We start from the raw sequence: 16,944 nt of genomic DNA, 5'->3' as shown, positions 1-16,944 counted from the left end.
AAAATCAATTATCTGTTTAAATAAAGACGTCCTTGTTTTGGTGGTTTGTTTCCTTTATTAAAATAGAGCACGTAAAAATAAACGCCGTTCGGTGCTATTCCGCTGCTAATGCCACTGGCTTCATAATTTAATCCGTCCCAACCCGGTTTATTCTTAAATCCTTTATACATTTCGTTTCCATATCTGTTGAAAATCTGAAGTGTGTAACTCGGATACAAAAAGTCGATGTCCTGAATTACAAAAGAATCATTTACACCATCTCCATTAGGCGAAAATCCATCAGGGATAAAAACATTTTCTAAAGAATCACATTTTGTTAAAAATACAACAACTTCAAGACTATTCTCCGAAATACAACCTGTTGTACTTTCAAAATCGAACCCAAAATAATGTCCATTTTCAACCAATGGCGTAGTTGATGGTACTACATTTCCATTGACACGAGCGTCATACCAAACGACCGATAAGGGTGAATTGGTTCGATTAGTCAAATCTGCAATCGTAGGCCTATCTAGTCCGCAAAAACCTGCTCCCTCTGAATTTAACACCGGAGCTGCTGAATCATTTATCGTAACCGCAATCATAGTTGGTTCTGATGTACAACCGGCACTGGAAGTTTCCCTTACATAATAATTCTCTGATTTCAGAATGTATGTTGCGGCAAGTGGTGTCGTTGCTGTTTCAGAAATATACCATTTATATGGAGCTCCATTGGGTTGTAAGTTGGCAATTGTCGCACCGTCTGCTTTACAAAAAGACTGAGGATTTGCCGATGGAGCAACAGGAATCGCATTTATCAAAAAAACATCTGACAAATTGGTTATATTGGTACCACAACCTGTTATATTATTAGTCAGTCTCGTAATCGAAACAGTATAGGTTCCCGGATTTGTCGCGGGACCGGAAGGAAGTACAAAACTTGCATTGCCACCCGATACAGGCAAACTAACGGTTAACGGTGTAGAAGTGGTGTTATCTGCTACAGTATACGATAATGAAATATCTGTTAAAGTTCCTAGTCCACTAACTTGAACAGAAACAGGCTCTCCAAAACAAACGTCTTTAATTTGCATTCTTACTGTTGCTGTAGCTGGTAATGGATTTATCAAAATATCACCACTCAAATTAGCAGTATTGGCACATTGAGAAATCACATGACTGATATTTGTAATCGTTAATACCGCAGTACCCGCATTGGAATTTAAAATAGCCGGAAGCGAAAAACTCGCATTGCCAGCCGTAAATGTAGCTCTTGCTATTTGTCCGGTGGCCGTATTGGCTCCCGCTAAATTATAAACAAGATCATAGGTTCCATCTGTAATTTTTATGGCATCAGAAATCTGCACTGTTGCACTCTCGTTCTGACAAGTTGTAATTGGTGTAATTTTGGCATCACTTAAATCCGGTATCGCATATACGACTAAGTCATCGGATAAATTATTGATAATATTGGTACATTTTCTGGAACTATTAAATGCAAAAATATCCTGAATACTTACGTTAAAACTTCCTACCTGTTGAAAAAACTTTGAATCTAATGGAAATATAAGAACTCCATTAGTAAAATTTGCTATTACCTCTACCGCTCCTCCATTTGGCCCTGACACCTTATATTGTACAAAATAGCTTCCATTGGGAATAACGGCGTTTCCTTTTCTTATCGTAACGGAATAATTTGCCGTTGCAATCTCCGTTTCACAGATATCCGTATTAACTGTAAGAGTAGCTCCTGTAAAATCAAGCTTTTTTTCAAGCCTAAACCATACGATTGTTTCTTCTGGATCGCAAATTGGTTTTGGAGATAAAACCCTATAGGTAAAGTAAAAATATCCTTCCCCAAATCGGTCGTATATCTTTTCCATATCTACAAAATGGTCGCCTGAAAAAGTTAATTCCCCTGTATTTATACGGTTACTGTCACTCCAAGTTCCACCTGCATCCTGATCTTTTAGCAGTGTATAAAGATCAAAATTGGTATAAGCAGACAAACCATCACTTGCACACAAAGACAAACGTATTGGTTCTCCTGATTTCGGTGCCCTGACAACGGTTATAACAGCCGATGAAGACACAGCTGGACAGCTACCAATGGCGGGCATTGTATAAGTAAATTTATAATCTCCTTCAAAATCAGTAATATTAATTGAAGAATCAACATTTTTATTGGTCGTGTTATCGAACCATTGTCCATTATACTGTGGTCCTAAAAAGAGACCATTAAAGGCTTCAAAAAGATTAAAACTGCCGGTTGCGCTACACTGTGTTGAATTTGAGGTAATCCCCGAATAACCACCAATGGTTACCGTTACTGTGGCCGAATTATCTGTACAGCCAGCCCCGCCATTAACTGTATACGTATAATGGTAAATTCCGCTTTGGCGAATAAGATGTACATTTAAAACTCCTGTTGTCGCATTTAATCCCCCTGTCTCATCGTCATCTGACCATACTCCTCCCGCTGTTGGTGTTCCTCCCAATGCTGCATATAAATTAATCGATTGATTAGCAGGATTAGGAATATCACATACCGTAAGATTACCATCATTCCCGGCACATTGTGCAAAAACTGAAGAAGGCATAAACGAGAAAAAGACAAAAAACAATATAAAATATAAGAATTTGATGTGATTTTTGAACATAGATTCTATTTTTAGACAAACATATGAAAATATTAATCCCTCGTAAATAAAAAACAAAATTTTCTTGTTAATTTTAACTTAAAATTGAAAAGATTAACATTCCTTAACCCCTAATAAACCTACTTTATCGACAAACGACCTACAATTCGTCTTCAAGCTTAAATCTGAATTTCAAAATCAAACTATTTCGCTCTACTTCTAAAGTAATCCAAATATCATCTTCCGATTTTAAAAGCGCATTTATTTGTTGAAGCGAATATTTGTATGGCAATACACTATTGATACTCACAATAATATCTCCTTTCATCAAACCGCATTTTTCAGCAGCCGAAAACTTGCGGATGTTTACGATTTCAAAAACGGGCTTTAAACTAAATTTGTACCTAAAATCATTTCCTTTTCTTGCATTTGCTTCCATCTCACCCAGAGATGATGTAACTTGCACCGTTTCTAAGTGAACAGTCTCCTGTACCCATTGCAAACCATTGTGTTGAACTGTAATACCGCTTTTATTATAAGTGAACGGTTCCGAAAATTTGCTGTTTTTTTTCAGAAACAGCTTTTGATCTGCATAGTCTAACACCACTGTAAATCTTTTTAAAACTTCACCCCCAAGAGAACCAATACGCCCGGGAACCATTTTTACATTCCGAACTGATGTTGAATCGGGAAAAGAAACAATTGGATTTTTAAACTCAAAGTCCGCGATCGAAAATTTTGAAATTTTTGCCCTGTGTCCCTCAATGTCCCCACTGAAGCCTTTTCCTAAAAAATCAGGAAAGTTTTTTGTTGGCAATTTTATTTTATCATTTTCAAAAACCCAAAAAGCATCACTGTTGCCAATATCAATAAGCAGTTTAGCAGGAATATCCACACCGTCAACAACAGCCGTTGATTGTATATAAGGTTTGGACCTTTCAATTGTTATTGGAATTGTTTCAAATTTTTTCTCAAGTCTCTTTCTGGTCTTTTCATTATTAAGATGTATAGTAACTTTCTTTTTTTGATAATTAATTTCAACTAAATTATTTTTAAAAAATTTATAGCCAATAATTCCATTTACGGGAATTCCGATATGTGAAGACAAATTAAATTCCTGATCGAGAATAATATAAAGCAATTGATTTATAGATTTCAAGCCATGGGTTTCTAAGACGTTGTTGGTAGATTTCAACCCTTCAATTTCTTCGTCACCTCCTAATCCTCTCAGTTTTATTTTTTCAACATTATTAAAATGAACTTCTTGTCTTTCGTCCATACTAAACAAGATGGTTTCTTCTACACCGGAATCCAGTAGAAAATTTAATTCTACTCCATTTACCTTTATAGGAATAAAAATAAGATTGTTGATCAATTTAAAAGGGATAGTAACCTTCGAGCGCTGGTTTTCTATCATAAAATCATTTTGAGCATTTAATAGAAAAGGTGTTAAAAGCCCAAAAAACAACACTATATATTTTTTCATTTATAATATTTTAGTATAAATTTAGTAAATATATTCATAATTGTTACATTTTCATAAGTACCTATAATGTTTACCTTAAATTCGAAAAAAAAATGCAAATTTGCACTTCAATACAAATAGCTCATGCCAACAATTTCGCAAAAAGGCATCAACATGCCCGAATCACCGATACGTAAACTTGCTCCTTATGCAGATATTGCAAAGCAAAAAGGACATAAAGTGTATCATTTAAACATTGGTCAACCGGATATCAAGACACCCGAAGTAGCCATCCAGGCGGTAAAAAATATTGACTTAACTATTATAGAATACAGCCCGTCTGCCGGCTATGAAAGTTATAGAAAAAAACTAGCACAGTTTTACCAACGCCAAAATGTAAATGTCAACTCTGAAGATATCATTATCACTACCGGTGGTTCTGAAGCCTTATTGTTTGCGCTGGCCACCATAACAGATCCGGGAGATGAGATTATCATTCCGGAACCTTTTTATGCAAATTATCATGCCTTTGCATCATCAACCAGTGCTACTGTGGTTCCTGTTATTTCGACTATCGAAACGGCATTTGCATTGCCAAGCATTGAAACAGTTGAAAAATTAATCACACCAAAAACAAAAGCCATCTTAATCTGTAATCCGGGGAATCCAACAGGATACCTATACTCCGAATCAGAAATTAAACAACTGGCCGGTTTGATTAAAAAATACGACTTATACTTAATTGCCGACGAGGTTTATCGTGAATTTCTGTACGATACAGATGATGTTCATTACTCGGTAATGAATTTAGATGACGTACAACAAAATGTAATTATGGTCGATTCTGTTTCTAAACGTTACAGTATGTGTGGCGCTAGAATTGGCTGTCTGGTTACCAAAAACAAAGAAGTTTTGGCAACCGTAATGAAATTTGCTCAAGCAAGACTAAGCCCTCCGACTATCGAACAAATTGCTTGTGAAGCCGCTATAGACACCCCTCAGAGTTATTTTGACGAAGTTATTTCGGAATACAAAGAGCGTCGTGATACTTTGATTACTGAATTAAATAAAATAGAAGGCGTAATTGTAACCAAACCTAAAGGTGCTTTTTATTGTATTGCTCAATTACCAATTGACAATGCCGATGATTTTGCACAATGGCTTTTGGAAAGTTATGATTTGAATGGAGAAACCGTAATGGTCGCTCCTGCCGCAGGTTTTTATTCTACTCCCGGAATGGGACTGAATCAGGTTAGAATTGCCTATGTCCTGAACAAAAAAGACTTAGTTAGTGCCGTAAATGTTCTTAAAGAAGCTCTTTTAGTTTATAACAGTAGAAAATAATACCACTCCAATAACATCAATCGCAAAAGACAATAACAGCTTAAAGTTATTGTCTTTTGTATTTTAAATAAAGCGCTCTTTGGTTTTAATTTAAACGATATCCAAAAAGTAGGCACTAAATAATAAAAACGATAGAAAAGGTTTGCTTTTTATTAATTATCTTTACCGCCTTAAAAAGATTTACCACATATAATAGTAGTTTTTAATGATAAATAACGAAGATTTTTTAGACGAAATGGGTGACAATCACTTTAGCAGTAATGCGCAAAACCCTCTTAGAAAGGACGCTTTTGACTTAAGTGACGATGAAAAAATAGAAAAAATAAAAAAAGATGTCGAAAACATTCTGCAAACGCTTGGAATGGATTTGACGGACGACAGCATAAAAGGTACTCCAAACCGAGTTGCTAAGATGTTTGTAAAAGAAATTTTTGGTGGTCTTAATCCTTCCAAACAACCAAAAGCTTCTACTTTTGATAATAATTACAAATACGGTGAAATGTTAGTTGAAAAAAACATTACCGTTTATTCTACCTGCGAACACCATTTATTACCAATCATCGGAAGAGCTCATGTTGCTTATATTTCGAGCGGAAGAGTTATTGGTTTATCTAAAATGAACCGAATTGTTGAGTATTATGCCAAAAGACCTCAGGTTCAGGAGCGTCTAACCATGCAGATTGTTCAGGAATTACAAAAAGCTCTTGGTACAGAAGATGTTGCCTGCGTGATCGATGCCAAACACCTTTGCGTTAATTCAAGAGGAATCAAAGATATCGAAAGCAGTACTGTAACCTCAGAATTTGGTGGAAAATTCAAAGATCCACAAACCAAAAGAGAATTTCTTGATTACATAAAATTAGAAACTCAATTCTAGGTTAATCGTTGATTTGTTTAACTGTTTAACCAATTAAACAAATCAACAATTAAACGACTAAACCAAAACCAATGTACGTTTTTTCATTTGAAAAGTTAGAAGTTTGGCAAAACTCAAGATTTTTTACTTTGGATCTTTACAAATTAACTAGTAAATTTCCATCAAATGAATTATTTAGAATTACATCTCAAATAAAAAGAAGTACTTCGTCAATCACAACCAACATTCCAGAAGGAACATCAAGAGATACAAATAAAGAGAAAGCTCGTTTTTTGACAATTTCATACGCATCAGCAATGGAAACTTTAAATCATTTGATTCTTTCAAAAGATTTAGGTTACGTTTCGGAAGAGGAATATATTCGATGCCGCGAAAAACTTGAAAAAATTTGCAATCAGATAAATAATCTAAAAAAATAGTATCTTTCAAAAGAATAAAATTGACCAATCCGCATTAAACAAAATAACACTTTAACAGTTAAACGATTAAACAAAATAACATTATGCCACTATACACAAGTCAACCTCTAAAAATATACAACTCACTTTCGGGTGAAAAAGAAAGTTTCAACCCTATTCATATAGGAAATGTTGGAATGTATGTTTGCGGACCTACGGTTTATAGCAATGTACATTTGGGCAATGTTAGAACCTTTATGTCTTTTGATATTATTTTCAGATATTTTTCACATCTGGAATACAAAGTGCGCTACGTAAGAAACATTACCGATGTTGGACATATTGTGGATGATGTGGATGAAGGTGAAGATAAAATTGCCAAAAAAGCACGTTTAGAGCAAGTTGAACCAATGGAAATTGTACAACGCTATACAGTAGATTTTCATGATATTTTAAGATCATTTAACTTTCTGCCGCCAAGCATTGAACCAACTGCTACAGGACACCTTATTGAGCAAATTGAAGTCATCAAAAAAATTATCGATACCGGAATCGGATACGAATCTAACGGATCGGTTTATTTTGATGTTGTTAAATATAACGAAACCAAAAATTACGGCATATTAAGCGGCAGAAACATCGAAGATATGCTTGCTAATACACGTGATCTTGACGGGCAGTCTGACAAAAGAAACCCTCAGGATTTTGCGCTTTGGAAAAAAGCAGAACCGGAACATGTTATGAGATGGCCGTCTCCATGGAGTGATGGTTTCCCTGGCTGGCATCTTGAATGTACAGCCATGAGCACCAAATACTTGGGTAATCATTTTGATATTCACGGAGGTGGAATGGATTTAAAATTCCCGCACCACGAATGTGAAATCGCACAAAATGAGGCTTGCACGGGTCACTCTCCGGTTAATTACTGGATGCATGCCAACATGCTTACCCTAAATGGTAAAAAAATGGCGAAATCAACCGGAAATAACATTTTACCGGGTGAAATACTAAGTGGAGACAACAATATTCTAAGCAAAGCCTTTTCGGCTTCTGTGACCCGTTTCTTTATGTTACAGGCACATTACAGAAGTATTTTGGATTTCTCTGACGATGCTATTGTTGCCGCAGAAAAAGGGTACAAAAGATTAATGGAAGCCGTTAACGCTTTACCGGCAATCACTTCAAGCAAAACAAGTTCTATAGATATTACATCTTGGAAACAGTTGTGTTATGATGCCATGAATGATGATTTTAACACACCTATCTTAATCGCACAACTATTTGAAGCCGTTCGTTACATCAACTTATTAAAAGAAGGAAAAGAAACTATTTCTAAAGAGGATTTAGCAATCTTTACCGCTGCCATCAATGCTTTTGTATTTGATGTTTTAGGTTTGATTGACGAAAAAGCAGAAGGTAATAATGAGAAATTAGACGGTGTTGTAAATATGCTTATCGGAATGAGAAATCAGGCCAGAGCAGATAAAAACTTTGCTCTTTCTGACCAGATTCGTGACCAGTTAATTGAACTTGGTATTCAGTTAAAAGACGGAAAAGAAGGTACCAGTTTTTCCTTGTAAACATTCAATTTCTAATAAACCATGAAAGTAATCACTCCATTTGTTTTATTAGTGCGTTTTTATCAAAATGCCATTTCGCCCTTTACACCGGCAAGTTGCAGATTTGAGCCAACCTGTTCCAGTTATATGATACAGGCGCTGCAGATGCATGGATTATTTTATGGTGGTTACCTCGGAATTAAACGTATTTTGAGTTGTCATCCCTGGGGAAAAACCGGTTACGATCCTGTTCCCGAAAAGAAATGTTTGCACAAACATTAACTTTTAATAAAGACTTACTCTGTTATAAATATTTATTTTTACAACACAAAAAAACAATTCAACATATGACACATGCCTTAAACATCATTTGGAATCCTTCAGAAGGAATCGACTTAGGATTTTTTATGATTCGTTATTACAGTTTAATGTTCGTAATCGCTTTTGGACTAGGATGGTACTTAATGAAAAAGATTTTCGAACGCGAAAACGAACCAATCGACAAATTAGACTCTTTATTTGTATGGACTGTTTTAGCTACTTTAATCGGTGCACGTTTAGGTCATGTTTTATTTTATGATTGGGAATATTTTAGAAATCATTTACTTGAAATCTTTCTGCCTTTTAGATTTGAACCAAAGTTTGAATTTACAGGATTCCAGGGATTAGCAAGTCACGGCGCAGCAATTGCCATCATTGTGGCCATGTATTATTTCAGCAAAGTAGTTTTAAAACGTCCTTTATTATGGATCTTAGACCGAGTTGTAATACCGGTTGCCAGTGGTGCTATTTTTGTTCGTTTAGGAAATTTTTTCAATTCTGAAATCATCGGACACGAAACTACTTCTCCATTTGGAATTCGTTTTCTTCACGATCAATTCAGCAAAGCAGAAGCTGTAAATGCGACCAGTATACAAAACCCTAAAGAAGCTTATAATGCTATCGTAGCAGATCCAAAATTTGCCGATTTGTTAGCACAAGTACCAGCAAAACACCCGACACAATTATATGAAGGCTTTTGTTATATTTTTGTGTTTGCAATCTTATTTTTCTTGTACTGGAAAACAAATGCAAGACTTAAATCAGGTTATCTGTTTGGACTATTTTTAGTATTGTTATTTGCGGTTCGCTTTGTTGTCGAGTATGTAAAAGAAAGCCAAGGCGGAATCGAAGAAGAACTTGGTCTGTTCTCAACAGGACAATGGCTAAGTATTCCATTTATTATTGTTGGACTATACTTTATTATCAGAGCACAAAGAAATCCTTTAGCGACTTCTTAATTACAATAAAGTCAAAAATACAAGCGAGGCTGTTTCAATACAAATGAAACAGCCTCGCTTTTTTTGTGTTTATAGGTTCAGGGGCAAAAGCTGGAAAATATTTAAACCATATAAGCAATGTAAGTTCATTTTAGATTTACTTTGCGATACTTACCGAAAAAGGATCAAGCGCCAAAAGTTGTGTGGAAAATCATAAGGTAGAAAAATCAGCAACTTAATACTCATTGAAATCAAGCACTAAAACTTTAATCCTTCCCAAGAGAATACGAAACACCAAACTCAATATTCTTTGTATTATAGCCCGCATTTGAGCTTCCTAGACCTGCATTAGAAACATGCCTGATACTTGGACGCACATCAAAATGGAATCTTTGCGCTTTCACCGAAAATCCAAGCGCTAACACATCGGCAAAAGCAAATCCTTCAGACATACGTTCTGTTTCTGTGTCTGTGATCATCGGACCAATACTTCCTAAAAAATAAACGGAAAGACTTTTATTTATCGGCTTTCGGATCAAAAAACCAATATTCAGCACATATTCATGAATGTTTTTTAGTTTCGTATAAGCAGCACGTTTTTCCAGATAATCAGGTTCCTCCGGTTTAACAAAATAGAAATTCAGCAATTGGTGCGTTCCAAAATTAACTTCGGGCTGGACCAAAACCTCATATTCAAAATGTTTTGTTTCTTTTAACCGGTAATACAATTGAGCTTTATAAAAGTGATTGGTGAAGGTGTAATTCCTATTCTTTAATTCACTTCCAAAACCATAATTAACCCCGACCCTCAAATTACCCTCACGCTCTTGTCCACTCATCCTAAAGACACCTAAAAAAACCAACAAACCCAATAGTAAAGTTCTACTCATAAATTACATTTATAAATTTAAATATAGCACAAAAAAAAAGGATCCAACTTTCGTTGAATCCTTTTTTTTATATAAAACTTAATTATTCTGCTTTATTATGCTTGTCTTCAATATTGTGTTTGTCATCACTCGAAATAGTATCAACTAATACCGGTGTAGCAATAAATAGAGAAGAATAAGTTCCTACTACAATACCAACCAACATCGCGAAGATAAATCCTCTAATTGACTCTCCACCAAAAATAAACATCGTTAACAATACAATGATCATCATTAATGACGTATTCAATGTTCTTGACAATGTAGTATTAATAGAAGCGTTTACAATATCTTCAAAACTACCTTTACGGTTTCCGATGATGAACTCTCTAATTCTGTCAAATACAATTACAGTATCATTCATAGAATAACCGATTACCGTAAGAATCGCAGCGATAAAGTGCTGATCCATTTCCATGTGGAATGGCATGAATTTATAACATAAAGAGTAGATTCCTAATACGAAGATAACGTCATGCGCAACAGCTGCAATCGCACCTAATGAATATTGCCATTTACGGAACGATACCATTAAGTATAAGAAGATCGCTGCCATAGCACCTAAAACTGCCCAGTAAGAGTTCGTTTTAATATCCTCAGAGATAGAAGCTCCAACTTTAGAAGCTTGTAATACTCCCACTGTTTTACCATCGTAAGTGTTAGTAAATTTATCATAAGAAGTATTAGGATAGTATTTTGCTAACGCTTTGTATAATATTTGATTTACTTCCTCATCAACCGCTACTCCATCTTGTTGGATTTTGTATTTAGTTGTGATTTTCAACTGATCGTCATCTCCTAAAATTTTAGCTTCAACCGGAGTTCCGAAAGCAGCAGACAATTCATCTGAAATTACAGTAGCATCAATTGGTTTTTCAAATTTAACCTGGAAAGTTCTTCCTCCAACAAAATCAACACCTTCATCTAATCCGTTAACGAAAAAGATAGAAACCAAACTCACTACAACAACAATTGAAGAGAAGATGTAAGTGAATTTTTTAATTTTGATAAAATCAAAGTGGAAATTAGTAAACCAGTTTTTAGTAATATTAGTAGAGAAAGTTAAATCTCCTTTACCTGCAATGTTTCTATCAATAAAGATTCTCGCAATAAAGATTGACGTAAACATAGAAGTTACGATACCAATAAGTAATGTTAAAGCAAAACCTTTAATTGGTCCTGTTCCAAAAATAAACAAGATTGCTCCAGTTAAAACGTGTGTTACGTTTGCATCAATGATAGAACGCATTGCTCCGTGCCATCCGTAAGAAGCAACAACTGCTTCAGACAATGATTTACCTTCACGTAATTCTTCTTTTGCTCTTTCAAATATAATAATGTTCGCATCTACCGCCGTACCTAATGTTAATACGATACCTGCAATACCTGGTAATGTTAATACAAAACCAAAACTTGCCATAATTCCAAATAAGAAAAGTAAGTTTAATAATAAGGCAAGATTAGCATACCAACCTGCTTTACCATAATAGAATACCATCCATAAACAAACTAATAAAAATCCTAATACAGAAGAAATTGTTCCTGCATCAATAGCTGCCTGACCTAAAGATGGTCCTACAACAGTTGATTGAATAATATCTGCAGAAGCCGGTAATTTACCTGCATTTAATACGTTTGCTAAATCTTTAGTTTCAGCTACATCAAAAGAACCTGTAATTTCAGATCTTCCACCTGCAATTGGACCACTAGTAACACCTGGCGCAGAATACACGATATTATCTAAAACAATAGCAATATAACTTTTTTGAGAAAAAGCTCTACCTGTTAATTCTTCCCAAACTTTAGCACCTTGGCTGTTCATTTGCATAGAAACAGCTGGTTTACCCATTTGGTCAAATGTATCTTTCGCATCAGTCACAAGACCACCGTTCATAGCTGGTACATTGTCTCTGTTTCCTTTTAAAGCGTATAATTCAACTACTTCAACATCTTTTGCTTTTGCATCTTTTATTGTAGTTGGTTTACTCCAAACAAATTTTGCATAATGTTGGTCAGCAGCTAATAAAATTCTGATTTCCGGTCTTTTAAAATAAGCATTGATTGTTGCTGTATCTTTTGGAGCAAAATAACCTAAAACCGGTCCACCACCTTGTCCAACAATTTTGTCAAATAATGGGTCGTTTCCTTTTTTAGCTTTAGTTGAATCTTGTGTGTCAGTCAATAAAGCGTTCAATGAATCTTTAGCAACTGTTTTAGTTTCTGTTTTTTTGATTTCAGTCTTTTTTAAAGCTTCGTTAGTTGCTACTAAAAAGTTTCCAATTTCTTCAATCTTATACGTTTCCCAAAACTCTAATTGAGCTTTTCCACCTAATAATTTTTTAATTCTATCCACATCTTTAGCACCTGGAAGCTCCACTAAGATTCTTCCTGTAGCACCTAATTTTTGGATGTTTGGTTGTGTAACACCAAATTTATCGATACGCTCTCTTAATACTTTGTAAGCACTTTCGATAGACTCATCTACTTTTTTTCTAATTACTTTCTTAGCTTGAGCATCAGACATTTCAAAAGCAATTCCGCCTTCACCTTGCAAGTTTCTGTTAGCAAAGATTTCAGGAGAAGCTAATTTTGTTGTTCCGCTTGAATTTGCATCAAAAGCCTCAAAAAATTTATCTAAATAACTTTTGTTACCTTCTAAATTTGCAGTCGCATCAGCCAATGATTTATTAAATACCGGATTTTTAGAATTGTTGGCTAATCCTTTCAAAACATCTTTAATAGAAATTTGAAGAATAACGTTGATTCCTCCTTCTAAGTCAAGACCTTTATTGATTTGTTTGTTTTTTACTTCATCATAAGTAAAATCCGTAAATCCAAGATTCAGTACCTTTACTTTACCAATAGAATCTAAATATTTTAGCTCTTTATCAGGATTATCTCCTGCAAAAGCTTTGGCCTCACTTTTGACATTGCTTGCCACGTAAGTGAACGAAAGTTGGTAAATACTTACCAACGCAAATAGAATTGCGAAAAATTTAATAAGTCCTTTATTCTGCATTATTACTAAAAATTAATTAAGTTTTATTGTTTGTTTTTGTTTTAAAGTCCTATAGAATAAGCCCTGACATGATTTTTTTAAAACTAAAAAACTAGATCACGAATTACAACATTTTTTTTAAACCGAGCAAATATATAATTTACGAAAAGATTAACCAATTTATTTATTAATTAATCTCAAAAAAAAGACTGCAAAAGTGCAGCCTTATCTTTTTTTTATCAAAATCATTATACTAAAATCGATTTTAGAGCGTCATTCATCCCTCTAACTGCATCAGCACTTTTAGCAAATAAAGCTTTTTCTGCGTCGTTTAACTGGATGTCCAAAATTTCTTCAATTCCGTTTTTACCAATTATACAAGGTACTCCGATACAGATATCATTTTGCCCATATTCTCCTTCTACAAAAACAGAACAAGCAATCATTTTCTTCTGATCGTTTAAAATGCTATCCACAAGATATGCTACAGAAGCTCCCGGCGCATACCATGCTGAAGTTCCTAAAAGACCTGTAAGAGTTGCTCCTCCTACCATCGTATCTGCAGCCACTTTCGCTAACACTTCTTCAGAAAGAAATTCGCTAACCGGAATTCCGTTATAAGATGCCAAACGTGTCAAAGGAATCATAGTTGTATCACCATGACCACCTATAACCATAGCTGAAATATCATTTGCCGGTTTGTCTAAAGCCAAAGAAAGATACGTTCTGAAACGTGAGCTATCTAAAGCTCCACCCATACCTATAATTCTGTTTTTTGGTAATCCGGTAGATTTTAAAGCCAAATAAGTCATTGTGTCCATTGGATTAGAAACCACAACAATAATTGTATTTGGTGAATGTTTTAATACATTCTCAGCAACTGTTTTTACAATCCCTGCATTTATACCTATTAATTCTTCGCGGGTCATTCCTGGTTTTCTTGGAATTCCGGATGTAATTACTACTACATCACTACCGGCAGTTTTAGAATAATCGTTGGTTACACCTGAAACTTTGGTATTAAACCCTGTATTTGTAGCGCATTGCGTGATATCTAATGCCTTTCCTTCAGCAAAGCCTTCTTTAATATCCAACAATACTACTTCACTAGCAATTCCTCTATAAGAAATAACATCTGCACATGTAGCTCCAACATTTCCTGCTCCTACAATGGTAACTTTCATATTTTATACTTTATCGGTTATTAATTAATTTGTATGTCTTTAAATTGACAATTCGTTTAATCGTTTAGTAAATTTAAACAATTAAACGAATTGACCTATTAAACTTTTATTTTATGCGTCAATATTTGCATAAACAGCGTTTTTCTCGATAAACTCTCTACGTGGCGGTACTTCATCCCCCATTAACATAGAGAAAACTCGATCTGCTTCTGCAAGACTGTCGATTGTTACCTGACGTAAAGTTCTGAAACTCGGATCCATAGTGGTTTCCCATAATTGCTCCGCGTTCATCTCTCCAAGACCTTTATAACGTTGAATAGCAGCACTTCCTCCCATTCTTTCGTTGGCCTGATCACGTTGAACATCATTCCATGCGTATTCTTTCTTATTTCCTTTTTTAACTAAGTATAAAGGTGGTGCCGCAATATAAACGTGACCTTCTTCGATCAGTTCTTTCATGAAACGGAAGAAGAATGTTAATATTAAGGTAGAAATGTGACTACCATCGACATCCGCATCACACATGATGATTACTTTGTGGTATCTTAGTTTTTCAAGATTTAATGCTTTACTGTCTTCTGCTGTACCAACAGTAACTCCCAAAGCGGTAAAAATATTACGGATCTCTTCGTTTTCGAATACTTTATGATGCATCGCTTTCTCTACATTCAGAATCTTACCACGTAATGGTAATATCGCCTGAAAGTTACGATCACGACCTTGTTTTGCTGTTCCACCAGCCGAATCTCCCTCGACAAGGTAAACCTCACATCTTGCAGGATCCTGCTCCGAACAATCTGATAATTTACCCGGTAATCCACCGCCACCCATAACGGTTTTACGTTGTACCATTTCACGTGCTTTTTTAGCAGCGTGACGGGCCTGAGCAGCCAAAATTACTTTTTGGATAATTACTCTTGCATCATTTGGATTTTCTTCCAAATAATTCTCCAGCATTTCTCCAACTGCCTGAGAAACAGGAGAAACCACCTCTCTGTTTCCAAGTTTGGTTTTGGTTTGTCCTTCGAATTGTGGTTCTGCAACTTTTACCGAAATAATAGCTGTTAATCCCTCACGGAAGTCATCTCCCGCAATTTCGAATTTCAATTTATCCAACATTCCGGAAGCATCTGCGTATTTTTTAAGGGTTCTTGTCAAACCACTTCTAAAACCTTGTAAATGTGTACCTCCTTCGTGAGTATTGATATTATTTACATAAGAAAATATATTCTCAGTATAACTTGTATTGTAAATTAAAGCCACCTCAACCGGAATTTCACCTTTATCGTGATCCATGCTGATTACGTGAGAGATAATTGGCTCACGATTCCCGTCCAAATAACGGATATATTCTTTCAAACCTTCTGTTGAATGAAAAACTTCACTTCTGAAATTCCCGTCTTTATCTACTTCTCTTTTATCGGTGAAAGTAATGGTGATTCCTTTATTCAGGAAAGAAAGCTCACGCATACGAGCCGACAATGTATCATAAGAGAACTCTGTTGTCTGAGTAAAAATAGTATTATCAGGGTAAAAAGTCTGGCGTGTACCTCTCTTATCTGTTTCTCCGATTTGTTTTACGGGATACATTGATTTTCCTCTTTCATACTCCTGCTCATAGATTTTTCCTTCTCTGAATACAGTTGATTTCATATGAATCGAAAGGGCATTTACAACCGAAACACCAACTCCGTGTAAACCTCCTGAAACCTTATACGAATCTTTATCAAATTTACCTCCGGCACCAATTTTAGTCATTACAACCTCAAGTGCAGAAACTCCTTCTTTTTTGTGTAAATCGACCGGGATACCACGACCGTTATCTTCAACTGTTACCGAACCGTCTTCATTTATTGCAACACCAATGGTATCACAATGTCCTCCCATCGCCTCATCAATCGAGTTATCAACAACCTCATAAACCAAATGGTGTAGCCCTCGAACTCCTACATCTCCAATATACATCGACGGACGCATTCTTACGTGCTCCATTCCTTCTAATGCCTGAATACTATCTGCTGAATAATTGTTCTTCTTGATTTCTTCGCTCATATAATTTATTCTAAAAAATGTAATTATTGTCTAACACGCAAATATATAAAAACGCAAATTATATATCCGTTAAATTACGATTTAAAGCGTGTAAGTTATCAACACAATTGTGATAAATTCCAAAAAAATAAATTCCAAATTCCAAAAAAGCAACCTCTTTTTATTAAAAAGGCAATTTTTTAAAATTCCAAATTCCAATTTTGAAATAGAAAATCCGAAACAGACATTTAAAATGTTGTTTCGGATTTTTAAAAATGTTTC

General features: G+C 35.1%; 12 protein-coding genes. 6 read left to right on the top strand and 6 right to left on the bottom strand.

Features of this window, described 5'->3' with window-relative positions; all coding sequences use genetic code 11:
- Positions 1–8: 8 nt before the first annotated feature.
- Entirely contained in the window at positions 9–2,639 is a 2,631-nt protein-coding gene (locus ACHRV5_RS12025) for a gliding motility-associated C-terminal domain-containing protein (protein ID WP_395426915.1), read from the bottom strand.
- A gap of 139 nt (positions 2,640–2,778) precedes the next feature.
- Positions 2,779–4,104 (bottom strand): PDZ domain-containing protein, encoded by a 1,326-nt coding sequence (locus ACHRV5_RS12020; protein ID WP_047775550.1) that lies wholly within the window; start codon positions 4,102–4,104, stop codon positions 2,779–2,781.
- Between the two features lie 123 nt (positions 4,105–4,227).
- Between ACHRV5_RS12020 and ACHRV5_RS12015 the strand changes: the two genes are divergently transcribed.
- From ACHRV5_RS12015 to lgt, 6 genes are all read left to right on the top strand, one after another.
- Positions 4,228–5,427 (top strand): pyridoxal phosphate-dependent aminotransferase, encoded by a 1,200-nt coding sequence (locus ACHRV5_RS12015; protein WP_395426914.1) that lies wholly within the window; start codon positions 4,228–4,230, stop codon positions 5,425–5,427.
- A 205-nt stretch (positions 5,428–5,632) separates the two neighbouring features.
- Positions 5,633–6,304: a GTP cyclohydrolase I FolE gene (gene folE, locus ACHRV5_RS12010; RefSeq protein ID WP_047775547.1), complete on the top strand. Its 672-nt coding sequence runs from the start codon at positions 5,633–5,635 to the stop codon at positions 6,302–6,304.
- Between the two features lie 71 nt (positions 6,305–6,375).
- On the top strand, positions 6,376–6,723 hold the full coding sequence (locus tag ACHRV5_RS12005) for a four helix bundle protein (protein WP_395426913.1): 348 nt from the start codon (positions 6,376–6,378) through the stop codon (positions 6,721–6,723).
- Positions 6,724–6,806: 83 nt separating this feature from the next.
- Complete coding sequence (cysS, locus tag ACHRV5_RS12000; protein WP_395426912.1) at positions 6,807–8,282, top strand: cysteine--tRNA ligase; 1,476 nt, start codon at positions 6,807–6,809, stop codon at positions 8,280–8,282.
- Between the two features lie 21 nt (positions 8,283–8,303).
- The gene (yidD, locus tag ACHRV5_RS11995) at positions 8,304–8,543 is read left to right on the top strand and encodes a membrane protein insertion efficiency factor YidD (protein ID WP_047775542.1); all 240 of its coding nucleotides are present in this window, start codon (positions 8,304–8,306) and stop codon (positions 8,541–8,543) included.
- A 65-nt stretch (positions 8,544–8,608) separates the two neighbouring features.
- On the top strand, positions 8,609–9,541 hold the full coding sequence (gene lgt, locus ACHRV5_RS11990) for a prolipoprotein diacylglyceryl transferase (RefSeq protein WP_230005041.1): 933 nt from the start codon (positions 8,609–8,611) through the stop codon (positions 9,539–9,541).
- A 245-nt stretch (positions 9,542–9,786) separates the two neighbouring features.
- On the opposite strand, the gene ACHRV5_RS11985 is transcribed toward lgt, so the two are convergent.
- From ACHRV5_RS11985 to gyrB, 4 genes are all read right to left on the bottom strand, one after another.
- Entirely contained in the window at positions 9,787–10,410 is a 624-nt protein-coding gene (locus tag ACHRV5_RS11985; protein WP_395426911.1) for an acyloxyacyl hydrolase, read from the bottom strand.
- Positions 10,411–10,492: 82 nt separating this feature from the next.
- Complete coding sequence (secDF, locus tag ACHRV5_RS11980) at positions 10,493–13,468, bottom strand: protein translocase subunit SecDF (protein ID WP_395426910.1); 2,976 nt, start codon at positions 13,466–13,468, stop codon at positions 10,493–10,495.
- 227 nt (positions 13,469–13,695) lie between these two features.
- The gene (gene mdh / locus ACHRV5_RS11975; RefSeq protein WP_395426909.1) at positions 13,696–14,631 is read right to left on the bottom strand and encodes a malate dehydrogenase; all 936 of its coding nucleotides are present in this window, start codon (positions 14,629–14,631) and stop codon (positions 13,696–13,698) included.
- 111 nt (positions 14,632–14,742) lie between these two features.
- Positions 14,743–16,683, bottom strand: a complete 1,941-nt coding sequence (gyrB, locus tag ACHRV5_RS11970) for a DNA topoisomerase (ATP-hydrolyzing) subunit B (protein WP_047775536.1) — start codon at positions 16,681–16,683, stop codon at positions 14,743–14,745.
- Positions 16,684–16,944: the final 261 nt, after the last annotated feature.

It is taken from the genome of Flavobacterium sp. FlaQc-52 (assembly GCF_044007495.1).
Classification (GTDB): Bacteria; Bacteroidota; Bacteroidia; order Flavobacteriales; family Flavobacteriaceae; genus Flavobacterium; species Flavobacterium cupriresistens.
The sequence above is the reverse complement of the archived record's forward strand: the minus strand, read 5'-3'. Positions and strand labels throughout refer to the sequence as shown.